Below are 20,630 nucleotides of genomic sequence, written 5' to 3'. Positions count from 1 at the left end.
CATGCGGCGGCGCGACTGGCTCGCCACGTCCGCCGCGTCCGCCGCGCTGCTGGCCGCGCCGCGCCTGCCGGCCGCCGCCCCCGCGCCGCGCGACAACACCTTGCGCGTGGCCTTCCGCGTCGCCGAGACCGGCTTCGATCCGCTGGCCATAGGCGACGAAAACTCGAACCGCGTCGCCGCCTGCATCTTCGAGTCGCCGCTGACCTACGACCACCTGGCGCGGCCGGTGCGGATGGTGCCGCTGACCGCCGCCGCGCTGCCCGAGGCGGCCGACGACTTCCGCAGCTTCACCTTCCGCATCCGCCCGGGCATCTTCTTCGCCGACGACCCGGCCTTCAAGGGCCGGCCGCGCGAGCTGGTGGCGGCCGACTACGTCTACGCCGTCAAGCGCTACTACGACCCGCGCAACAACAGCGAACTGCTCTACCTGTGGGAGAACGCCGGGCTGCTCGGCCTGACCGAACTGCGCGAGCGCGCGATCCGCAGCAAGACGCCGTTCGACTACGACCGCGAGGTCGAGGGCATACGCGCGCTGGACCGCTACGCCTTCCGCGTCCGGCTCGACAAGCCGGCGCCGCGCCTGGCGTACCTGTTCGCGCAGACCGGGCTGGCCGGCGCCGTCGCGCGCGAGGTGGTCGAGGCCTACGGCGCCGACATCGCCGCGCACCCGGTGGGCACCGGCGCCTTCATGCTCGGCGCGTGGCGGCGCGGCTCGCGCATCGAGCTCGTGCGCAACCCGCGCTACCGCGAGCGCGTCTTCGAGGCCGCGCCGGCCGAGGGCGACGCCCAGGCCCAGGCCCTCGCGCGCGAACTGGCCGGGCGGCGCCTGCCGCTGGCCGACCGCGTGGAGATCAGCGTGATCGAGGAGTCGCAGCCGCGCTGGCTGGCCTTTCTCGACGGCTCGCTCGACCAGCTCGAGGTGCCGCTGGACTTCGCGCCGGTGGCCCTGGCCGGCGGGGCGCCCGCGCCGCACCTGGCGCGGCGCGGCGTGCGCCTGCAGCGCGTGCCGCAGCCCGACATGGCGATGACCTACTTCAACATGCAGCACCCGCTGGTGGGCGGCTACACGGCGGACAAGGTGGCGCTGCGCCGCGCCGTCGCGCTCGCCTACGACAGCGGCGAGGAGCTGCGCGCGCTGCGCCACGGCCAGGGCATCGCCGCGCAGTCGACCGTGCCGCCCTTCACCTCCGGCTACGACCCCGCCTACCGCAGCGAGATGGGCACGCACGACCCGGCGCGCGCGATGGCGCTGCTCGACCTGTACGGCTACGTCGACCGCGACGGCGACGGCTGGCGCGAGCAGCCCGACGGCTCGCCGCTGGTGCTGCGCCTGTCGTCCACCGGCAGCCAGTTGGCGCGGCGCGTCAACGAGCTGTGGCGCAAGCACATGGCGCGCGTCGGCCTGCGCATGGAGTTCGACGTCGCCACCTGGGGCGACCTGCTCAAGCGCAGCCGCGCCGCGACGCTGATGATGTGGGGCTACACCTGGGTGGCGCAGTCGCCCGACGGCGGCTTCTTCCTCGGCATCGCCTACGGGCCGAACGGCAACGAGTCGAACGACGCGCGCTTCGCGCTGCCCGCCTTCGACCGCCTCTACGAACGCCAGGGCGTGCTGCCCGACGGCGCCGGGCGCGACGCGCTGATCCGCGAGGGCAAGAACCTGCTGGCCGCGCACATGCCGTACAAGGCGCACGTGCATACCATCGTCAACGACCTGCTGCAGCCGCGCGTGCGCGGCTTCTGGCGCCATCCGTTCGCACGCGACACCTGGGTCTACACCGGGGTCGACATGGAGACATCGACATGAACACGCTGCCCGAACCGCAGATCCTGAGATTCACCCGCTGGCTGGCCGAGCACCGCGGCCTGCGCTTCGACCCCGGCACCGCCGAGGGCTACGACACGATGTGGCGCTGGTCGGTGACCGAGCTGGAGGCCTTCTGGGGCGCGGTCTGGGACTACTTCGGCATCGAGTCGCCGACGCCGCACGCGCGCGTGCTCGCCGCGGCGGCGATGCCCGGCGCGCGCTGGTTCGAGGGCGCGCAGCTCAACTACGCGCGCCAGGTGCTGCGCCACGCCGACGCGGCGCACGCGGCCGGGCATCCGGCCCTGGTGTTCCAGAACGAACGCATGCGCGCGCGCGGCGAGCTGCAACACGTCGCCTGGCCCGAGCTGCGCCGCCAGGTGGCCTCGCTCGCCGCGGCCCTGCGCGGCATGGGCGTGCGGCGCGGCGACCGCGTCTGCGCCTTCCTGCCCAACACGCCGCAGACCATCGTCGCCTTCCTCGCCGCGGCCAGCGTGGGCGCGATCTGGTCGGTGTGCTCGCCCGACATGGGGCCGCTGGCGGTGCTCGACCGCTTCCGCCAGATCGAGCCCCAGGTGCTGATCGGCGTGGACGGCTACGTCTACGCCGGCACGGAGCACGACCGCCTGCCGGTGCTGCGCCAGTTGCTCGACGAACTGCCCAGCGTGAAGCACGCGGTGCTGCTGCGCTACCGCGACGAGGCGGCGGATGCCGCCGCGCTGGCCGCGCCCGGGCGCACGCTGCACGACTTCGCCGCGCTGACCGCGAACGACGCGCCCTTCGAGCCCGAGTGGCTGCCCTTCGACCACCCGCTGTGGGTGGTGTATTCCAGCGGCACCACCGGCCTGCCCAAGCCCATCGTGCACGGCCACGGCGGCGTGGTGCTGGAGTCGCTCAAGATGGGCACGCTGCACAACAACCTCGGCGCCAGCGTCGAGACCGGCGACCGCTACCACTGGTACAGCGCGACCGGCTGGATCATGTGGAACACGCAGCCCGGCGCGCTGCTCGGCGGCACCACCGTGTGCATCTACGACGGCAACCCCGGCACGCCCGACCTGACGACGCTGTGGCGCTTCGCCGCCGACGCCGGCGCGACCTTCTTCGGCGCCGGCGCGGCCTTCTACGCGAGCTGCATGAAGGCCGGCATCGAACCGGCGAAGGCGGCGGACCTCTCGAAGCTGCGCGCCATCGGCTCCACCGGCTCGCCGCTGGCCAGCGACGCCTACCAGTGGGTCTGGGACCACCTGCCGCAGGTGGACGGCCGGCGCATCTGGCTCACGCCGATCTGCGGCGGCACCGACTTCGCTGGCGCCTTCCTCGCCGGGCTGCCCACGCTGCCGGTGGTCGAGGGCGAGATGCAGTGCCGCTGCCTGGGCGCGGCGGTGGAGGCCTGGAGCGAGCCGGACGCGAGCGGACGCGGCCGCGCGCTGGTGGACGAAGTCGGCGAGCTGGTGTGCGTGCGGCCGATGCCGTCGATGCCGCTGCGCTTCTGGAACGACGCCGGCGACAGGCGCTACCTCGACAGCTATTTCGACATGTACCCCGGCATCTGGCGCCACGGCGACTGGCTGCGCATCACGCCGCGCGGCGGCGCCATCGTCTACGGCCGCAGCGACGCCACCATCAACCGCCACGGCATCCGCATGGGCACGGCCGAGCTGTACCGCGCGGTGGACGCGCAGCCCGAGGTGCTGGACAGCCTGGTGGTCGACCTCGAATACCTCGGCCGCGAGAGCTACATGCCCCTGTTCGTGGTGCTGCGCGAGGGCGCGGTGCTCGACGAGGCGCTGGTCAAGCGGCTCAAGCAGGCCATCAAGCAAGCGCTGTCGGCGCGCCACGTGCCCAACGAGATCTTCCAGGTCAGCGCGATCCCGCGCACGCTGTCGGGCAAGAAGATGGAGCTGCCCGTCAAGAAGCTGCTGATGGGCACGCCGCCCGAGCAGGTGTTCAAGCTCGACGCGATGGCCAACGCCGAGTGCGTGGCATGGTTCGCCGGCTTCGCGAAGCGGCGCCAGGCCGCCTCGCAGGGCTGAGCCTCACAGCGGCAATTCGGTGTAGTAGCGCCCGCCGTGGAAGATCAGCGGCTGCGCGCCGGCGCGGTGCGTGCAGCGCTCGACCTCGCCGACGAAGATGACGTGGTCGCCCTCGTCGTAGCGGCTGCGGTTGAAGCACTCGAACACCGCCGCCGCGCCCTCGATCAGCGGCGCGCCGGCCGTGCCCTCGTGCCAGGCCACGCCGGCGAAGCGGTCGACCTGCTTGGCGGCGAAGCGCTCGGCCAGCGCATGCTGGTCGGCCGCGAGGATGTTGATCGCGTAGTGCGAGCCGGCGTGGAAGGCCGCCATCGAGTTGGCGCGGCGCGACAGGCTCCACAGCACCAGCGGCGGCGTGAGCGACACCGAGTTGAAGGAGTTGGCCGTCAGCCCGACCGGCACGCCGTCGGCCCCGCGCGCGGTGACGATGGTCACGCCGGTGGCGAACATGCCCAGCGCCGCGCGGAATTCGAGCGAGGAGAAGGAGGGCGAGCGCGCCTGCATGGGGGGATTGTCATGCAGCGGCCGCGCCGGGGTGGCGGCGGGGGAATAGCCGGCCGCCGGCCTGCGAAGTCGCCGAACTCCGTTCGCCCTGAGCTTGTCGAAGGGCTCAGCCCGAACGGGGGGATTGGCCAGAGTCGAGACCGGGGCGAGAGAGTCACCGACCTCGATCTGCCGAACGGAACGTGCCATGGCTAAACCACGCCGACCAGGCTGCCAGAATATGCCAACCGACCCGCCTTCCCGAAGCTCAGCCATGCCGACACCCAACGTCGTTCTCAGCGACCACCAGCACGAACTCGTCGAGGCGCTGGTGCAGTCGGGGCGCTACCAGAACGCCAGCGAGGTGCTGCGTGAAGGCCTTCGCCTGATCGAAGAGCGCGAGCGCCTCGAAGACATCAAGCTCGAGGCGCTCAAGCAGGCGGCGCGGCAGGGCTGGGCCGACGTTTCCGCCGGGCGCTATGCCGATGTCGACGATGCCCGGCTCGGGGACTTTGTCGGGCAACTGGGCCTGCGCGCGGCGCGCCGGGCGAAGACCGCGAGCTGATGCCTCGCCATCGCCTTTCGGCGGCGGCGCTGCGCGACATCGCCGCGCAGCCCGAGCGGCCGGGCAGCATCGACCGCCCGGAGCTGGGCGCGGGCGTGCGCTCATGGCACCTGCGCCTGAGCCGCGAGCGCGCGGCGAGCGGCCCCGTTCGGCGGCCGCGCCACTTTCTCGTCTACCGCGTCGAGCCGGGGCTCGTCGTGATCGGCCGCGTGCTCCACGATGCGATGGAGCTGGCGCGGCACCTGGACCCGGGAGCGGACTGGTCGTGACCCCGCACCGCCCGCTCGCGCAGCGCCTCGCCGCCTGGCACCGCCTCCTCGTCGTCGCCCTGCTCGGCTTCGCCAGCGGGCTGCCGCTGGCGCTCACCGGCCAGGCGATGCAGGCCTGGCTGAGCATGCAGGGGCTGGACGTGGCCACCATCGGCTTCCTCAGCCTGGTCGGCCTGCCCTACACCTTCAAGTTCCTGTGGGCGCCGCTGATGGACCGCTTCGAACTGCCCTGGCTGGGCCGGCGCCGCGGCTGGCTGGTGCTCACGCAGCTCGCGCTGGCCGGCGCGCTGCTGGCGATGGCCGCCACCTCGCCCACCGACGCCACGCGCGCCTTCGCGCTGCTGGCGCTGCTGACGGCCTTCGTCTCGGCCTCGCAGGACGTGGTGATCGACGCCTACCGCACCGACCTGCTGCCCGCCGCCGAGCGCGGCCTGGGCTCGTCGCTGAACGTGCTCGGCTACCGCCTGGCGATGATCGTCTCCGGCGGGCTGGCGCTGATCTGGACCGACCCGACCCAGGGCGGCGGCTGGAGCTGGCCCGAGGTCTACCGCTTCATGGCCGGCGTGATGGTGGCCGCCGCCGTGGTGTCGGCGCTGCTGCTGCCGCGCCTGCCGCGCGCGCCGCGGCCCAGGACCGACGCGCGCCACGACCTGCTCGGCTTCCTGGCGCTGCTGGCGGCCGTGGCGGCCGGCGTGCTGCTCACCGACCGCGTCGTCGCGCCGCTGCTGCGCGCGCTGCTGCCCGCCGCGCCGCGCTGGGCCGACCTGCTCGCGCTGCTGGCCGGCATCGCGATCACGCTGCCGCTGGCCGCCTTCGCGGCGCGGCGGGCGCGCTTCGAGACGCTGCTGTCGGGCCTGGCGAACTATTTCGCGCAGCCGGGCGCGGCGGCCTTCCTCGCCTTCATCGTGCTGTACAAGCTCGGCGACGCCTTCGCCGGCTCGCTGATGACGCCCTTCCTGCTCAAGAGCATGGCCTACGCGCCGGCCGAGGTCGGCGTGGTCAACAAGGTGATCGGGCTGTGGCTGACCATCGGCGGCGCGCTGCTCGGCGGCGCGCTGATGCTCAAGCTCGGCCTGTGGCGCGCGCTGTTCGCGTTCGGCATCCTGCAGATGGCCAGCAACCTCGGCTTCTGGTGGCTGGCGGCCAACGGCAAGGGCGTGCTGCCGGGCCTGGTGATCCCGGCCTTCGACTGGGGTTTCGTGCAGCTCGCCGCGGCCACGCCGGTGGACGGCGGGCTGCTGATGGTGATCGCCTTCGAGAACCTCTCCGGCGGCATGGGCACGGCGGCTTTCGTCGCCTTCCTGATGAGCCTGTGCAACCAGCGCTTCACCGCCACGCAGTTCGCGCTGCTGTCGGCCTTCGCGTCGGTGGGGCGGGTGTGGGTGGGGCCGCTGGCCGGCGTGCTGGCCGAGGCGATCGGCTGGCCGGCCTTCTTCCTGGTGTCCACGCTGGCCGCGCTGCCGGCGTTGTGGATGCTCTGGTGGCTTCGCGCGCCGCTGCGCGCGCTGGAAGCCGAACCCGGGACCCCTTGATCGAATTGGCCGGGTTTGGCCGGGAATGCCTTAGATTGCGCGCCATGAAGCAAGATTTCCGCACCGATGCCGAGCTGACCCTGCCCGCGCTGGCGCGGGCCCATGCCCGCGGCTGCCGCTGCGCGCTGCACTCGCGGCGCCTGTTCACCGGCGGGCTGCTGGCCGCCGCCGCGCTGCCCGCGCTGGCGCGCGAGGGCGTGAACGTGGGCAAGCGCTCGAGCTTCTCGAAGCTGGTGTCGGCCGACCAGATCGAGCAGGCCGCCGCGCAGCAGTACCTGCAACTGCGCCAGGAGGCCGCCTCGAAGAGCGCGCTGGCGCCCGACAACCACCCGCAGGTGGTGCGCCTGCGCGCCATCGCGCAGCGCATCATCCCCTTCACCTACGAGTGGAACTCGCGCGCGCGCGAATGGAAGTGGGAGGTCAACCTGATCGGCAGCAAGGAGCTGAACGCCTTCTGCATGCCGGGCGGCAAGATCGCCTTCTACTACGGCATCCTGCAGGAGCTGCAGCTCAGCGACGACGAGGTGGCGATGATCATGGGCCACGAGGCGGCGCACGCGCTGCGCGAACACGCCCGCGAGCGCGTCGGCAAGACCGCCGCGACGCGCGGCGCGATCGAGATCGGCGCCGCGCTGTTCGGCCTGGGCAACGCCGGGCGCCTGGCGGCCGACCTCGGCGGCCAGTTGCTGACGCTGAAGTTCAGCCGCGAAGACGAATCCGAGGCCGACCTGGTCGGCATCGACCTGGCCGCGCGCGCCGGCTACGACCCGCACGCCGGCGTGACGCTGTGGCAGAAGATGGCGCAGGCCTCCAAGGGCGCGCCGCCGCAGTTCATGAGCACCCACCCCTCGGGCCCGACGCGCATCCAGGACATCCAGAAGAACCTGCCCAAGGTGCAGCCGCTGTACCAGCGCGCGCCCAAGCCGCCGCGGCGCTTCGAGCCGCCGAAGAAGGCCTGAGCGGCGCCCGGGCGGCCGCCCCTCAGGTGCCGCCCACGAACGGATTGCTGCGCCGCTCCTGCCCGAACGTGCTCTGCGGCCCGTGGCCGGGCGTGAAGCGCACCGCGTCGCCGAGCGGCCACAGCCGCGTCGTGATGGAGCGCACCAGCGTGTCGAAGTCGCCCTGCGGGAAGTCGGTGCGGCCGATGCTGCCGGCGAACAGCACGTCGCCGACGAAGGCGTGCCGCGTGGTCGGCTCGTAGAACACCACGTGCCCCGGCGTGTGGCCGGGGCAGTGGCGCACCAGCAGCTCGCAGCCGCCGACGCGCACGCGGTCGCCGTCGTGCAGCCAGCGTGTCGGCGTGAACGGCTCGGCCTCGGGAAAGCCGAACATGCGGCTTTGCTGCGGCAGCGCGTCGATCCAGAACTGGTCGGCCTCGTGCGGGCCGACGATCGGCAGCCCGAGCGTGCGCGCCAGCGTGCCGGTGGCGCCGGCATGGTCGATGTGCGCGTGCGTCAGCCAGATCTGTTCGAGCGCGAGGCCCAGCTCCTTCACGGCGCCGAGCAGCACGTCGATGTCGCCGCCGGGGTCGATCAGGGCGGCCTGCATCGTGGCGTCGTCCCACACCAGCGAGCAGTTCTGCTGGAAGGCGGTGACGGGGAGGGTGCGGTGGCGGAAGCTCATGCTGCGTGTTCTTCGGCAACTCGGAGTCGACGCTCGACGACTGGGCCGGCAAAGCGCACAGAGTATGCCGCCGCGGCTTCAGACGCTCGCAAGGCTCGACCCCGAGGGCCGGGCTCAGCGCGGCCGGTCGCCCAGGATGGTCGCGCGATGCATCACGCGCCGGTGCGGCAGGTAGTCGGCCGTGGCGTAGTGCTGGGTCAGCCGGTTGTCCCAGAAGGCGAGGTCGTGGCGCTTCCAGCGCCAGCGCACGCTGAACTCGGGCTTCGCGGCGTGCACCCTCAACTGGGCCAGCACGGCGTCGCTCTCGGACTTGCCGAGTTCGACGATGCGGCTGGTGAAGCCCTCGTTGACGAACAGTCCGCGGCGCCCGCTCTCCGGATGGGTGCGGATCACCGGGTGGACCACCGGCGGATGGCGGTCGCGCGCCGCTTCCCAGCGCAGCCGCTCCTCCGGCGTGCGGGCGAAGCGCCAGGCCGGGAAGGACTGCAGGAAATCGTGTTCCGCGTGCAGCGGGTCGAGGAAGCGCCGGTAGGGCTCGGACAGCGCCTCGTAGGCGGCGATGCCGCTGGCCCACAGCGTGTCGCCGCCCGTGGGCGGCAGCAACTGCGCGGTCAGGATCGCGCCGAGCGGCGGCGTCTCGATGAAGGTGACGTCGGTGTGCCAGTTGTCGTTGTCCGGCGGGTTGTCGTTCGAGGTGTCGAGCACGACGATCTCGGGCGCCTCGGGATGCGAGGGATAGACCGGGTGGATGTGCAGCTCGCCGAACCGGGCCGCCAGGTCGCGCTGCTGCCGCGGCGTGACGGGCTGGTTCTCGAAGAACAGCACGTGGTGGGCGAGCAGGGCGCGGTGCAGCGCCGCCCGGTCGTGCCCGGCCAGCGGGCGCGTCAGGTCGACGCCGTCGACGAGGGCGCCGACGGCCGGCCCCAGGGGCGTGACGTTCATGATCTTCCCTGCCAGGGCACGAGGCGGCGCTGCAGCGCGCGCAGGCCGAGTTCGAGCGAGAACGCGATCAGCGCGATCACGACGATGCCGAGCACGACGATGTCGGTGTTCAGGAACTGCGCCGCCGACTGCACCATGAAACCCAGGCCGCGCGTGGCCGCGACCAGTTCCGCGGCGACCAGCGTGGACCAGCCCAGGCCGACGCGGATGCCGGTCAGCACGTCGGGCAGGGCGCTGGGCAGCACGACATGGCGCAGCACCTGCGCGCGGCTGGCGCCGAACGACTGCGCGGCGCGCAGCCGGCTCTGCTCGACGCGGCGCACGCCCGTGGCGGTGGCGATCACCACCGGCGCGAAGATGGCCAGCGCGATGAGCAGCACCTTGGAGACCTCCCCGATGCCGAACCAGATCACGATCAGCGGCAGGTAGGCCAGCGGCGGCACCGGCCGGTAGAACTCGACCAGCGGGTCGAACACCGCGCGCGCCCGGGGCGACAGGCCCATCCACAGGCCCAGCGGAATGGCGCCGGCCAGCGCCAGCAGCAGCGCCAGGCCCACGCGCGCGAGGCTGGCGCGCGCATGCTGCCAGAGCGTGGCGTCCATGAAACCTTCGCCGGCCACGGCGGCGAACTTGGCTGCCACCAGCGCGGGCGGCGGCAGGAACAGCGGCGCGATCCAGCCGGCGGCCGTGACCAGTTGCCAGAGCCCCAGCAGCGCGGCCACCGTCAGGGCGCTCAGCCAGCGTGGATGCCAGGGGCGCGGCGCGCGGGCCGAGGGCGGCTGGTTCATGTCCGCGAGCGCCTTGCGCAGCGTGATCGGCGATACGGCTTGCATGGCTCAGGCGGCGCGGTCTTCGAGCGCGAACACCGCGCCGAGCACCTGCTCGCGCACCGCGACGAACTCGGGCAGCGACTTGAGCCGCCGCGCCGGCTCGCCGGCGGCGAAGCGGCGCGAGAAGGCGAGCGGCCGCTGCTCGACGATGCGGGCCGGGCGCGGCGACAGCAGCACCAGCTCGGTGGCGAGGAACACGGCCTCCTCGACGCCGTGCGTCACCAGCACGATGGTCTTGCCGGTGGCCGTCCAGACCCGCAGCAGCAGCTCCTGCATGCGCTCGCGGGTCAGCGCGTCGAGCGCGCCGAAGGGCTCGTCCATCAGCAGCACCTCGGGATCGGCGGCCAGCGCGCGCGCGATGCCCACACGCTGGCGCATGCCGCCGGAGAGCTCCCAGACGCGCCGGTCGGCATGGTCGCGCAGCCCCACCAGGTCGAGGAAGTGGCGCGCGCGCTCTTCCCGCGCCGCGCGGTCCAGGCCGCGCAGCCGCAGCGGCAGCGCGACGTTGCCGAGCACGTCGAGCCAGGGCAGCAGGGCGTCGTCCTGGAACACCACGCCGCGGTCGGCGCCGGGGCCGTCGATGTTTCGCCCCGACACGCTCGCGCGTCCGGCGCGCAAGGGCACGAAGCCGGCGATCAGGTTCAGCAGGCTGGACTTGCCGCAGCCCGAGGGCCCGAGCAGCACGGTGATGCCGCCGTCGGGGATCGTCAGCGACAAGGCGTCCAGCACCGTGGTCGAGCCGGCGTCGTCCCCGTAGCCCGCCACGACCCTCTCCAGCTCGACCACGGCCTGGACCCGGTGGTGTTCAGTTCCGGGCGGCGACCTGCTGCGCCGCGCCCTTCAGCGCGGCCTGCACGAAGCGCGGCGTCGCGTAGGGTTTGTAGTCGGCCAGCAGCTTGTCGACCTTGCCCTGCTCCTTCAGGAACTTCGAGGTCTCGGTCAGCGCCTTGACCGTGCTGCCGCCCAGCAGCGTGGCCTGCTCGGCCAGCGTCGGGAAGCCGCTGCCGGCCAGCAGCTCGGCGATCTCCTGCGGCTTCGCGCCGGTGAGCCGGCTGATCTTCTCGACGTTCGCCGCATCGCCGGCGAAGGCCTTGGCGTCCTTGCGGTAGGCCGCATAGGCCTCGCCCGTGACACGCGCGAACGCGGCGACCACGTCCGGGTTCTTCTGCGCAAAATCGCGCCGGACGATCCAGGCGTCGAAGGTCGGCGCGCCCCACTTGGCGACCTGCGCCGAGTCGGTCAGCACCTTGCCGCTGGCCTTGATCTGGCCGAGGGCGGGGTCCCACACGTACGCAGCGTCGATGTCGCCGCGCTGCCAGGCGGCCGCGATCTCGGTCGGGCGCAGGTTGACGATGTCGACCTTCTTCGCATCGACGCCCCAGTGCCGGAGCGCGGCGAGCAGGCTGTAGTGGGTCGTCGAGACGAAGGGCACCGCGACCTTCCTGCCGACCAGGTCGGCCGCCTTCGAGATGCGGCTGCCGTTGCGCACCACCAGGGCCTCGGCGTTGCCGATCTCGGCGGCGATGAAGAAGGTCTCGACCGGCAGCTCCTTGCTCGCCGCCGCGGCCAGCGGGCTGGAGCCGACGTAGCCGATCTGGATGTCGCCCGAGGCGACCGCCGCGATGACCTCGGCGCCGCTCTCGAACTTGCGCCATTCGATCGTCCGGCCGGTGGCCTTCTCGTACAGGCCATCGGCCTGCGCGACCTTGGCGGGCTCCACGACGGTCTGATAGGCGATGCGCACCGTCTCCTGCGCCAGCGCGGCGCCGCCAACGGTGAACGGACCCAGCGACAAGGCCAGGGTCATGAGGAACTGCGATCGGCGCATGGAAGACCTCCTGTGATTCGAGGAGGCGGAAGTTAGCGGGCGCCGTCGATGGCGTGAACGACCGAATCCGGATGAGCTCATGCCGATTCCGCAGCTTCGCGCCGATGCCGATCGGGCGCCGATGGCGCGCGGCGGGGCTTTCCCGCTTTGCGCATATCGAAGCACACAAAGCTTCGTTCCGCCGTGCGTGGCGAATGCCTACGCTGCCTGCCGTCCATAGCCATCAGAACCGCCGAGAGCCCCATGTCCGCCGTACTGAACGAGATCCGACTGCCCCCCGTGCTCGAAACCGCGCGCGCCGCCGCGCAGGCGGCCGGCCTGCCCTACGCCGGAAGCGTGACGCCGGCCGACGCCTGGGCGCTGGCGCAGGTGGGGCTGGCGACGCTGATCGACGTGCGCAGCACCGAAGAGCGCAAGTTCGTCGGCCATGTGCCGGGCATCGCGCACGTCGCCTGGGCCACCGGCACCAGCCTGACGCGCAATCCGCGCTTCGTGCGCGAACTCGAGGCCAAGGTCCGCAAGGACGAGGCCGTCCTGCTGCTGTGCCGCAGCGGCAAGCGCTCGGCCCTGGCGGCCGAGGCGGCCGCCAGGGCCGGCTTCACGGCCGTGTTCAACGTGCTCGAAGGCTTCGAGGGCGAGATCGACGAGCGGCATCAACGCGGCCAGTCCGGCGGCTGGCGCTTCCACGGCCTGCCCTGGGTTCAAGACTGAGGAGATCCACCATGACCCGCATCCACGATGACAACTCGCTGTCCATCGGCCGCACGCCGCTGGTCAGGCTCCACCGCGTGCTCGACGGCGCCAAGGCCACCGTGCTGGCCAAGATCGAGGGCCGCAACCCGGCCTATTCGGTGAAGTGCCGCATCGGCGCGGCGCTGATCTGGGACGCGGAGAAGCGCGGCCTGCTCGGGCCGGGCAAGGAGATCGTCGAGCCGACCAGCGGCAACACCGGCATCGCGCTGGCCTTCGTCGCCGCCGCGCGCGGCATCCCGATCACGCTGACCATGCCCGAGACCATGAGCCTGGAGCGCCGCAAGCTGCTGCTGGCCTACGGCGCGAAGCTGGTGCTGACCGAAGGCGCCAAGGGCATGAAGGGCGCGGTGGCCAAGGCCGAGGAGATCGCCGCGTCCGACCCGAAGTACGTGCTGCTGCAGCAGTTCAAGAACCCGGCCAACCCGGCGATCCACGAAACCACCACCGGCCCCGAGATCTGGGAGGACACCGGCGGCGCGATCGACATCCTGGTCTCGGGCGTCGGCACCGGCGGCACGATCACCGGCGTGTCGCGCTACATCAAGAACACCCGGGGCAAGGCGATCCAGTCGGTGGCGGTGGAGCCCGCCGCCAGCCCGGTGCTGACGCAGCAGCGCAACGGCGAGGAACTGAAACCCTCGCCGCACAAGATCCAGGGCATCGGCGCCGGCTTCGTGCCGGAGGTGCTCGACCTCTCGCTGGTCGACGGCATCGAGCAGGTCGGCAACGAAGAGGCGATCCGCTACGCGCAACGCCTCACGCGCGAGGAAGGCATCCTCTCCGGCATCTCCTGCGGCGCGGCGGCGGCGGTGGCGGCGCGCCTGGCGCAGCGCCCCGAGAACGCCGGCAAGACCATCGTCGTGATCCTGCCCGACTCGGGCGAGCGCTACCTCAGCTCGGTGCTGTTCGAGGGCGTGTTCGACGCCGCCGGGCTTCCGCCCGCGCCGGCGAAGGCGGCCTGAATGGGCGGCGAGTCCTTCGACCTGACGCGCATCGTCGACGGGCTGCGCCAGGCGCGCACGCGCTGGCGCAACGCACGGCAGCGCGGCCGCGAGGTCGGCGGGCGCGAGCTGCCCTCGCGCGAGGCGCTCGCGGCCATCGTCGACGGACTGCGCGGCGCGCTGTTCCCGATGCGGCTGGGGCCGCCCGACCTGCGCCAGGAGAGCGAGGACTACTACGTCGGCCACACGCTCGACGCGGTGCTCGGCGCGCTGCTCGCGCAGGTGGGCCTCGAACTGCGCCACGCGGCGCGGCAGCAGCCCGGCCACGGCGACGCCGACGCGCGCGCGCTGGCCCTCGTGCGCGAGTTCGGCGGCGCCTTGCCGCGCATCCGCGAGCTGCTGGACAGCGACGTGCTCGCGGCCTTCCACGGCGACCCGGCGGCGCGCAGCGTCGACGAGGTGCTGCTGTGCTATCCCGGCGTGCACGCGATGATCCACCACCGCATCGCGCACGAGCTGCACGTGCTGGGCGTGCCGCTGCTCGCGCGCCTGGTGGCCGAGCTGGCCCACGGCGCGACGGGCATCGACATCCACCCCGGCGCGAACATCGGCGCGGGCTTCTTCATCGACCACGGCACCGGCGTCGTGATCGGCGAGACGGCGCAGATCGGCCGCAACGTGCGCCTGTACCAGGCCGTCACGCTGGGCGCCAAGCGCTTCGCCACCGACGCCGACGGCCATCTCGCCAAGGGCGGCGCGCGGCATCCGGTCGTCGAGGACGACGTGGTGATCTACGCCGGCGCCACCATCCTCGGCCGCGTGACCATCGGCCACGGCTCGACCATCGGCGGCAACGTCTGGTTGACGCGCAGCGTGCCGCCGGGCAGCCGCATCGCCCAGGCCAGCGCGCGCGAGGACGCGGTGCTCGAAGGGGCGGGGATCTAGAAGATGGGCGATCCCCGCGCCGGCGTCGGCGAACGTTTCGGCCACGCGGTGCGGCAACTGCGCGAGGCGCGCGGCTGGTCGCAGGAGCGGCTGGCCAATTGCGCCGAGCTCAACCGTTCGTACATGGGCGAGATCGAGCGCGCCGCGGCGATGCCCTCGCTGGCCACCGCCGCCAAGCTGGCCCGGGCGCTCGACGTGCCGCTGTCGCACCTGATCTCGCGCTGCGAGTCGCCAGTCGCGGACTGATTGGTGGCTATAGCCGGTTGATCCCGCGCGAGGGGGCCTCGACACTGCCACGCGCCGAATTCCTCGTCGACAAATCCGCTTTTTGCATCCAGGAGCCTCTCATGGCAGACCCCCAGGCCTCGCAGCTCGCGCTCGGCGACGCCGCCGCGCGGCAGCTCGCCAACGCCACCAAGACCGCGCCCGTCCTCTCGACCATCAGCCCGCGCTGGCTGACGCATCTACTGCAATGGCTGCCGGTCGAGGCCGGCATCTACCGCCTCAACCGCGTCAGGAACCCCGAGGCGCTGAAGGTGCTGTGCGCCAAGCGCGACGAGGCCGAACTGCCCACCACCTTCGCCGACTACGACGAAACGCCGCGCGAGTACTTCCTCAACGCCGTCAGCACGGTGCTGGACGTGCATACGCGCGTGTCGGACCTCTACAGCAGCCCGCACGACCAGATCAAGGAGCAACTGCGCCTGACGATCGAGACGATCAAGGAGAAGCAGGAAAGCGAGCTGATCAACAACCCCGACTACGGCCTGCTCGCCAGCGTGACGCCCGAACAGATCGTCTACCCGCTGACCGGCGCGCCCACGCCCGACGATCTCGACGAACTGCTGACGCGCGTGTGGAAGGAGCCGGCCTTCTTCCTGACGCACCCGCTGGCCATCGCCGCCTTCGGCCGTGAGTGCACGCGGCGCGGCGTGCCGCCGCCGACGGTGAGCCTGTTCGGCTCGCAGTTCCTGACCTGGCGCGGCATCCCGCTGGTGCCCAGCGACAAGGTGCCGGTGGCCGACGGCAAGACCAAGATCCTGCTGCTGCGCGTCGGCGAGAAGCGCCAGGGCGTGGTCGGCCTGTACCAGCCCGGGCTGCCGGGCGAGCAGAGCCCGGGGCTGTCGGTGCGCTTCATGGGCATCAGCCGCAACGCCATCGCCTCGTACCTGATCTCGCTGTACTGCTCGCTGGCCGTGCAGACCGACGATGCGCTGGCGGTGCTGGAAGACGTGGAGATCGGCAAGTACCACGACTATCCGGACACCTACAAGTAAGCCGCGCGGAGCCTCGTGATGACGACTCCCGACATCCCGGGCGCCGCGTTGCCGCCCGGCCTGCCCGACCCCGCGGCGCTGGCGCGGCTGGCCGGCGAGTTCTTCGCCGCGCCGCCCGGCAGCGGCGCACCGGCCATCGGCGGCGTGCCGGTGCCGGCCACCGTGCAGCCGGCGGGCCTGTCGCTGCCGCCCGGCGCCAGCGGCCCGGCCACGCCGGCCGCGCAACCCACGGGCCTGCCGCCCGGTGTCAACCTCGTGCCGACCTCGCCGCAATCGGTCGGCGTGCTGGGCGCGACGGCGCCCAAGCTCGTGCCGAACGCCACGGCGCCCAACGGCGTGCCCGACCATGCGCTGGAGGCCGCGCCGGCCTATGACGGCCGGCTCGGCAGCCATCTGCTCGGCCTGCCCCGCGTCCCCGAGTTCTACTTCGTCGAGCAGGCGGCGCGGCGCGAGCCCGTGGTGCCGGCCGTTCCCGCCGAGGCCCATCCGCCGTTCGACGTCGACGCGGTGCGGCGCGACTTCCCGATCCTGCAAGAGCGCGTCAACGGCCGGCAGCTCGTGTGGTTCGACAACGCCGCGACGACGCACAAGCCGCAGGCGGTGATCGACCGCCTCGCGCACTTCTACGCGCACGAGAACTCGAACATCCACCGCGCCGCGCACGAACTCGCCGCGCGCGCGACCGACGCCTACGAGAACGCGCGCGAGATCGTGCGCCGCTTCATCGGTGCCGGCTCGACCGATGAGATCGTCTTCGTGCGCGGCACCACCGAGGCGATCAACCTGGTGGCCAAGAGCTGGGGCGCGCGCAAGGTCGGCGCGGGCGACGAGATCGTGGTCTCCCACCTCGAGCACCACGCCAACATCGTGCCGTGGCAGCAACTCGCCGCCGAGAAGGGCGCGACGCTGCGCGTGATCCCGGTCGACGATTCGGGCCAGGTGATCCTCTCCGAATACGAGAAGCTGCTCAACGGTCGCACCCGGATCGTCTCGGTCACGCAGGTGAGCAACGCGCTGGGCACGGTGGTGCCGGTGCGGGAGATCGTCGAGATCGCCAGGCGCCGCGGCATCACGACGCTGGTGGACGGCGCGCAGTCGGTGTCGCACCTGCGCGTGGACGTGCAAGCGCTCGGCACCGACTTCTTCGTCTTCTCCGGCCACAAGATCTTCGGGCCCACCGGCATCGGCGTGCTCTACGGCCGCCGCGAGGTGCTCGAGGACATGCCGCCCTGGCAGGGCGGCGGCAACATGATTGCCGACGTGACCTTCGAGAAGACCGTCTACCACGGCCCGCCGACACGCTTCGAGGCCGGCACCGGCAACATCGCCGACGCGGTGGGGCTGGGTGCCGCGCTGGAGTACGTCGAACGCATCGGCATCGAGGCGATCGGCCGCTACGAGCACGCGCTGCTCGACTACGCCACCGCGCGGATGAAGCCGATTCCCGGCGTGCGCCTGGTCGGCACCGCCAGGGACAAGGCCAGCGTGCTGAGCTTCGTGCTCGACGGCCACGGCACCGGCGAAGTCGGCCAGGCGCTCGACCGGGAAGGCATCGCGGTGCGCACCGGCCACCATTGCGCGCAGCCCATCCTGCGCCGTTTCGGGCTGGAGACGACGGTGCGGCCTTCGCTGGCGTTCTACAACACCCGCGAGGAAGTCGACCGGCTGGTGGCGGTGGTGCGGCGACTGGCCGGCACACGGCGCTGACGCCGGCCGGCGCGCGCGCCTAGGGCCTGTTCACCCTACGGATGCCAGTGCGAACGAGCCTGGCAGGGCGCAGGGCAAGGCGCGCGACGACGCCAAGCCTGGACGGCTTGGCTAGGAGCGCAACGCCGCCGTGCGCCCTGCCAGGCCCGTTCCCTGCGGGTTGCCCCGACAAAGCCCGCGCGCGGCGTTGCAAACCTTGCCCAGGCGTCCAGCCTGGGCTGCGCTTTGCGCCTTGCTCGCGGGCTTTGTCGTGGCAACGCATCTGGCATCCGTAGGGTGAACAGGCCCTAACGCCACAGGTCGACCGGCCGGCCCTGCGCGCGCAGCCGCTCGGCGCGGGCCTGCACGAAGCGCTGGAACTGCGGCTCGTCGCGGTAGGCGCGGCTGGCGACGTAGTCGAACGCGCTCTCGATGTGGAAGGGCCGCAGGTAGCCGTCGAAGCGGAACACCTCGGCGCCCGCGGCGTCGAAGAACACCGCCGTCGGGTAGAGGTTGATCTTCAGGTCGCGCGCCCACAGCGAGGCATCGAGCCGGCGGCCGTCGGGCGTGACGAGCCGCGCAGGCGTCCCCGGCACGAGGCGCGCGACGTCGAAGCCCGCGAGCAGCCGGCGCAGCGGCTCGCGCGTGAAGGCCTCGTCGTGCATCTCCGCGCATTCCTTGCACGACGGCGACTCGAACAGCACCGCCAGCGGCCGGCCGCGCCCGGCCCGCGCCAGCAGCGACGGATCGCGCATCAGGTACGGGCGCGCGCCGCGCTGGGGCACCGGCGGTTCGTCCAGCCGTTCGCTCATGTATTCGGCCAGCGAGCGCTCGCGGTCGCGGCGCTGGATCACGTAGTCCAGCACATGCGTGAAGCGCTCGGGCGGCAGGTAGCCGTTCAGGCGCAGCACGAGGCGGCCGTCGGTCTCGAAGAACAGCAGCGTCGGCGTGAACTGCACGTTCAGCGTCCGCGCCAGCGCCTTCTCGGTGGTGTGCGAGCCGTCGATCCAGGTCACCTCGGCATCGCCCCATATGTTGATCGCGATGGCGACGAAGTTCGCGCGCGTCTTGTCGGCCAAGGGCCCGGGGCCGAAGTTGGCCTTCATCAGCGCCTTGCAGTAGGGGCAGCCGTCCTGCCCGAAATAGACCATCACGCGCTTGCCAGCGCGGGCCGCCTCCGGGATCTCGTCCTTGAAGTCGAGCAGGCTGTTGGAGAACCAGCGCGGGATGTCGATCGCCTGCGGCGAAGGCTGGGGCGCCTGCGCGGCGGCCGGCAGCGCGGCCCACAGCAGCGCTGCCAGCAGCACGCGGAACAGGCGTGGCAGTGTCGGGGAGGAGCTGCTCATCGTCGCTTCGGTCACGAGGGGCGGGTCGGGCCGATGGTAGCGGGCCGCCGCGTCCCATGGCGCCTTCAGCGCTGCATGCCCCAGCGCCGCACGGTGAGGCGCTCCAGCGTGTCGAAGCCGAGGCGCTCGACCAGCAGGCCGATCAGGATCACCATCACCAGCCCGGCGAACACCTTGTCGGTGTACAGCTCGTTGCGGTTCTGGAAGATGTACCAGCCGAGCCCGCCGCGGCCCGACGAGGCGCCGAAGAATAGCTCGGCGGCGATCAGCGTGCGCCACGCGAAGGCCCAGCCGATGCGCAGGCCGGAGAGCACCGCCGGCAGCGCCGACGGCACCAGGATCTGCGCCACGTAGCGCAGCCCGCGCAGGCCGTAATTGCGGCCGGCCATGCGCAGCGTCTCGGGCACGGCCTGGAAGCCGCTGAAGGTGGCCAGCGCGAGCGGCCACAGCACCGAGTGCACCAGCACGAAGACCAGGCTGGCGCGGCCGAGGCCGAACCACAGCAGGGCCAGCGGCAGCAGCGCGATGGCCGGCAGCGGGTTGAACATCGCGGTGAGCGTGGCCAGCAGGTCGCGCCCGATCTGCGTCGACACCGCCAGCACGGTGAGCACGAAGGCGGCCAGCACACCCAGCGCGTAACCCTGCACCAGCACGGCCAGCGAGATGCGCGCCTTGTCGAGCAACTCGCCGCCGGCCAGGCCGTCGGCGAGCGCGCGCGCGGTCTGCGTGAACGTGGGCAGCAGCAGGTCGTTGCCGGCCAGCCGCGCGGCGACTTCCCACAGGAGCGCCAGCGCGAGCACGATCAGCCCCTGGCGCAGCGCCGCGTGCCGCCACAGCCGTTGCGCGAGCGGCAGCGGCCGCTCGGGCGCCACGTCGGCGAGCGGCTCGAGCGCGCGTTCGAACTCCGGGCGCACCGGCGGCAGCACGGCGCTCACGCCGGCGCCTCCTCGAACAGCAGCCGGTGGATGCGCTGCGCCTGCGCCTGGAAGGCCGGGCTGCCCGCGCCGGCGAGGTCGAACTCGTGCGCGTTCAGCTCGGCGCGCACGCGCCCCGGCCGCGGCGAGAGCACCAGGATGCGGTTGCCGACCACCAGCGCTTCCTCGATCGAGTGCGTCACGAACAGCAGCGTGAAGCGCACCTCCTCCCACAGCGCGAGCAGTTCCTCCTGCATGCGCCGGCGCGTCAGCGCGTCGAGCGCGGCGAAGGGTTCGTCCATCAGCAGCACCTTGGGCTGCATCGCCAGCGCGCGCGCGATCGCCACGCGCTGCTTCATGCCGCCCGAGAGCTGGTGCGGGTAAGCACCGGCGAAGTCGGCCAGCCCCACCTTGGCCAGCGCGTCCAGCGCGCGCTCGCGCACCTCGGCGCGCGGCCAGCGGCGCGTCGCGCGCAGCGGGAATTCGACATTGCCCAGCACCGTCTTCCACGGCGGCAGCTGGTCGAACTCCTGGAATACGACGATGCGCTCCGGCCCGGGGCCGTGCACCGCCTCGCCGTCGAGCAGGATCTCGCCCTCGCGCGGCGCGAGGAAGCCGGCCACGGCCTTGAGCAGCGAACTCTTGCCGCAGCCCGAGGCGCCCAGCAGCACGAAGCGGTCGCCGCGATGCAGCTCGAAGCCGACGCGGTGCGTGGCGCGCACCACGCGCTCGGTGGTGGCGTATTCGAGCGTCAGGTCGCGCACGCGCAGCAAGGGTTGCGCGGCCGCCGCGGCATCCGCGACGCGCGGCGCCGCGCCGCGGTGGTCGAGCGCCGGCAGGGGCAGGACCGCGGCCATGC

The 20,630-nt window shown here is 72.3% G+C and carries 21 protein-coding genes; 12 read left to right on the top strand and 9 right to left on the bottom strand.

The window, feature by feature from the left end; translation table 11 throughout:
• Position 1: 1 nt before the first annotated feature.
• Positions 2-1,807: an ABC transporter substrate-binding protein gene (locus QM792_RS01965; RefSeq protein ID WP_415147493.1), complete on the top strand. Its 1,806-nt coding sequence runs from the start codon at positions 2-4 to the stop codon at positions 1,805-1,807.
• Positions 1,804-3,840 (top strand): acetoacetate--CoA ligase, encoded by a 2,037-nt coding sequence (locus QM792_RS01960; protein WP_415147492.1) that lies wholly within the window; start codon positions 1,804-1,806, stop codon positions 3,838-3,840. The genes QM792_RS01965 and QM792_RS01960 overlap by 4 nt, the downstream gene beginning before the upstream one ends.
• 3 nt (positions 3,841-3,843) lie before the next feature.
• Here QM792_RS01960 and QM792_RS01955 read toward each other — a convergent pair whose 3' ends face one another.
• The gene (locus QM792_RS01955; RefSeq protein WP_415147491.1) at positions 3,844-4,341 is read right to left on the bottom strand and encodes a flavin reductase family protein; all 498 of its coding nucleotides are present in this window, start codon (positions 4,339-4,341) and stop codon (positions 3,844-3,846) included.
• A 253-nt stretch (positions 4,342-4,594) separates the two neighbouring features.
• Between QM792_RS01955 and QM792_RS01950 the strand changes: the two genes are divergently transcribed.
• From QM792_RS01950 to QM792_RS01935, 4 genes are read left to right on the top strand one after another with little or no spacing between them, the layout of a single operon-like run.
• Positions 4,595-4,885 (top strand): type II toxin-antitoxin system ParD family antitoxin, encoded by a 291-nt coding sequence (locus QM792_RS01950; RefSeq protein WP_415147490.1) that lies wholly within the window; start codon positions 4,595-4,597, stop codon positions 4,883-4,885.
• The gene (locus tag QM792_RS01945; protein ID WP_415147489.1) at positions 4,885-5,154 is read left to right on the top strand and encodes a hypothetical protein; all 270 of its coding nucleotides are present in this window, start codon (positions 4,885-4,887) and stop codon (positions 5,152-5,154) included. Before QM792_RS01950 ends, QM792_RS01945 begins: the two co-directional genes overlap by 1 nt.
• Complete coding sequence (locus tag QM792_RS01940) at positions 5,151-6,686, top strand: AmpG family muropeptide MFS transporter (RefSeq protein ID WP_415147488.1); 1,536 nt, start codon at positions 5,151-5,153, stop codon at positions 6,684-6,686. The genes QM792_RS01945 and QM792_RS01940 overlap by 4 nt, the downstream gene beginning before the upstream one ends.
• Positions 6,687-6,730: 44 nt before the next feature.
• Entirely contained in the window at positions 6,731-7,645 is a 915-nt protein-coding gene (locus tag QM792_RS01935; RefSeq protein ID WP_415147487.1) for a M48 family metallopeptidase, read from the top strand.
• 22 nt (positions 7,646-7,667) lie between these two features.
• On the opposite strand, the gene QM792_RS01930 is transcribed toward QM792_RS01935, so the two are convergent.
• From QM792_RS01930 to tauA, 5 genes are all read right to left on the bottom strand, one after another.
• Positions 7,668-8,309, bottom strand: coding sequence for an MBL fold metallo-hydrolase (locus QM792_RS01930; RefSeq protein ID WP_415147486.1), 642 nt, complete (start codon positions 8,307-8,309; stop codon positions 7,668-7,670).
• A gap of 114 nt (positions 8,310-8,423) precedes the next feature.
• Positions 8,424-9,251, bottom strand: a complete 828-nt coding sequence (tauD, locus tag QM792_RS01925; protein ID WP_415147485.1) for a taurine dioxygenase — start codon at positions 9,249-9,251, stop codon at positions 8,424-8,426.
• A complete protein-coding gene (gene tauC / locus QM792_RS01920; protein ID WP_415147484.1) occupies positions 9,248-10,084 on the bottom strand; it encodes a taurine ABC transporter permease TauC in 837 nt (278 codons plus the stop codon). The genes tauD and tauC overlap by 4 nt, the downstream gene beginning before the upstream one ends.
• Positions 10,085-10,087: 3 nt before the next feature.
• A complete protein-coding gene (locus QM792_RS01915) occupies positions 10,088-10,846 on the bottom strand; it encodes a taurine ABC transporter ATP-binding protein (protein WP_415147483.1) in 759 nt (252 codons plus the stop codon).
• 40 nt (positions 10,847-10,886) lie between these two features.
• Positions 10,887-11,909, bottom strand: a complete 1,023-nt coding sequence (tauA, locus tag QM792_RS01910) for a taurine ABC transporter substrate-binding protein (protein WP_415147482.1) — start codon at positions 11,907-11,909, stop codon at positions 10,887-10,889.
• Positions 11,910-12,152: 243 nt separating this feature from the next.
• On the opposite strand from tauA, the gene QM792_RS01905 reads away from it, so the two are divergent.
• The 6 genes from QM792_RS01905 to QM792_RS01880 all read left to right on the top strand — a co-directional run bounded on the left by QM792_RS01905 (position 12,153) and on the right by QM792_RS01880 (position 17,532).
• Positions 12,153-12,620, top strand: a complete 468-nt coding sequence (locus QM792_RS01905; protein ID WP_415147481.1) for a rhodanese-like domain-containing protein — start codon at positions 12,153-12,155, stop codon at positions 12,618-12,620.
• Positions 12,621-12,631: 11 nt separating this feature from the next.
• A complete protein-coding gene (cysK, locus tag QM792_RS01900) occupies positions 12,632-13,624 on the top strand; it encodes a cysteine synthase A (RefSeq protein ID WP_415147480.1) in 993 nt (330 codons plus the stop codon).
• Positions 13,625-14,548 carry a serine O-acetyltransferase EpsC gene (gene epsC, locus QM792_RS01895; protein WP_415147479.1) on the top strand — a complete coding sequence of 308 codons (924 nt, stop codon included), beginning with the start codon at positions 13,625-13,627 and terminating at the stop codon, positions 14,546-14,548.
• A 3-nt stretch (positions 14,549-14,551) separates the two neighbouring features.
• Positions 14,552-14,794, top strand: coding sequence for a helix-turn-helix domain-containing protein (locus tag QM792_RS01890; protein WP_415147478.1), 243 nt, complete (start codon positions 14,552-14,554; stop codon positions 14,792-14,794).
• Between the two features lie 101 nt (positions 14,795-14,895).
• Positions 14,896-15,825 (top strand): family 2A encapsulin nanocompartment shell protein, encoded by a 930-nt coding sequence (locus QM792_RS01885; protein WP_415147477.1) that lies wholly within the window; start codon positions 14,896-14,898, stop codon positions 15,823-15,825.
• 18 nt (positions 15,826-15,843) lie between these two features.
• Positions 15,844-17,532, top strand: coding sequence for a family 2A encapsulin nanocompartment cargo protein cysteine desulfurase (locus QM792_RS01880; protein WP_415147476.1), 1,689 nt, complete (start codon positions 15,844-15,846; stop codon positions 17,530-17,532).
• Positions 17,533-17,819: 287 nt separating this feature from the next.
• Here the strand turns inward: QM792_RS01880 and QM792_RS01875 are convergent, their stop codons facing one another.
• The 3 genes from QM792_RS01875 to QM792_RS01865 all read right to left on the bottom strand — a co-directional run bounded on the left by QM792_RS01875 (position 17,820) and on the right by QM792_RS01865 (position 20,628).
• Complete coding sequence (locus tag QM792_RS01875; protein WP_415147475.1) at positions 17,820-18,857, bottom strand: thioredoxin family protein; 1,038 nt, start codon at positions 18,855-18,857, stop codon at positions 17,820-17,822.
• A gap of 65 nt (positions 18,858-18,922) precedes the next feature.
• On the bottom strand, positions 18,923-19,792 hold the full coding sequence (locus QM792_RS01870) for an ABC transporter permease (RefSeq protein WP_415147474.1): 870 nt from the start codon (positions 19,790-19,792) through the stop codon (positions 18,923-18,925).
• Positions 19,789-20,628, bottom strand: coding sequence for an ABC transporter ATP-binding protein (locus tag QM792_RS01865; RefSeq protein ID WP_415147473.1), 840 nt, complete (start codon positions 20,626-20,628; stop codon positions 19,789-19,791). The genes QM792_RS01870 and QM792_RS01865 overlap by 4 nt, the downstream gene beginning before the upstream one ends.
• Positions 20,629-20,630 lie beyond the last annotated feature (2 nt).

The organism is Piscinibacter sp. (assembly GCF_047600445.1).
In the GTDB taxonomy this organism is placed as follows: domain Bacteria; phylum Pseudomonadota; class Gammaproteobacteria; order Burkholderiales; family Burkholderiaceae_C; genus Piscinibacter.
Note: the sequence above shows the minus strand (reverse complement) of the source record. Positions and strands in the feature narration are given on the sequence as shown.

What these genes read in the sequence shown, in the direction of transcription:
- QM792_RS01965 (WP_415147493.1), top strand. Translation starts at nt 2, where the DNA reads ATGCGGCGGCGCGACTGGCTCGCCACGTCCGCCGCGTCCGCCGCGCTG.
- QM792_RS01960 (WP_415147492.1), top strand. Translation starts at nt 1,804, where the DNA reads ATGAACACGCTGCCCGAACCGCAGATCCTGAGATTCACCCGCTGGCTG.
- QM792_RS01955 (WP_415147491.1), bottom strand. Translation starts at nt 4,341, where the DNA reads ATGCAGGCGCGCTCGCCCTCCTTCTCCTCGCTCGAATTCCGCGCGGCG.
- QM792_RS01950 (WP_415147490.1), top strand. Translation starts at nt 4,595, where the DNA reads ATGCCGACACCCAACGTCGTTCTCAGCGACCACCAGCACGAACTCGTC.
- QM792_RS01945 (WP_415147489.1), top strand. Translation starts at nt 4,885, where the DNA reads ATGCCTCGCCATCGCCTTTCGGCGGCGGCGCTGCGCGACATCGCCGCG.
- QM792_RS01935 (WP_415147487.1), top strand. Translation starts at nt 6,731, where the DNA reads ATGAAGCAAGATTTCCGCACCGATGCCGAGCTGACCCTGCCCGCGCTG.
- QM792_RS01930 (WP_415147486.1), bottom strand. Translation starts at nt 8,309, where the DNA reads ATGAGCTTCCGCCACCGCACCCTCCCCGTCACCGCCTTCCAGCAGAAC.
- tauD (WP_415147485.1), bottom strand. Translation starts at nt 9,251, where the DNA reads ATGAACGTCACGCCCCTGGGGCCGGCCGTCGGCGCCCTCGTCGACGGC.
- tauC (WP_415147484.1), bottom strand. Translation starts at nt 10,084, where the DNA reads ATGCAAGCCGTATCGCCGATCACGCTGCGCAAGGCGCTCGCGGACATG.
- tauA (WP_415147482.1), bottom strand. Translation starts at nt 11,909, where the DNA reads ATGCGCCGATCGCAGTTCCTCATGACCCTGGCCTTGTCGCTGGGTCCG.
- QM792_RS01905 (WP_415147481.1), top strand. Translation starts at nt 12,153, where the DNA reads ATGTCCGCCGTACTGAACGAGATCCGACTGCCCCCCGTGCTCGAAACC.
- cysK (WP_415147480.1), top strand. Translation starts at nt 12,632, where the DNA reads ATGACCCGCATCCACGATGACAACTCGCTGTCCATCGGCCGCACGCCG.
- epsC (WP_415147479.1), top strand. Translation starts at nt 13,625, where the DNA reads ATGGGCGGCGAGTCCTTCGACCTGACGCGCATCGTCGACGGGCTGCGC.
- QM792_RS01890 (WP_415147478.1), top strand. Translation starts at nt 14,552, where the DNA reads ATGGGCGATCCCCGCGCCGGCGTCGGCGAACGTTTCGGCCACGCGGTG.
- QM792_RS01885 (WP_415147477.1), top strand. Translation starts at nt 14,896, where the DNA reads ATGGCAGACCCCCAGGCCTCGCAGCTCGCGCTCGGCGACGCCGCCGCG.
- QM792_RS01880 (WP_415147476.1), top strand. Translation starts at nt 15,844, where the DNA reads ATGACGACTCCCGACATCCCGGGCGCCGCGTTGCCGCCCGGCCTGCCC.
- QM792_RS01875 (WP_415147475.1), bottom strand. Translation starts at nt 18,857, where the DNA reads ATGAGCAGCTCCTCCCCGACACTGCCACGCCTGTTCCGCGTGCTGCTG.
- QM792_RS01865 (WP_415147473.1), bottom strand. Translation starts at nt 20,628, where the DNA reads ATGGCCGCGGTCCTGCCCCTGCCGGCGCTCGACCACCGCGGCGCGGCG.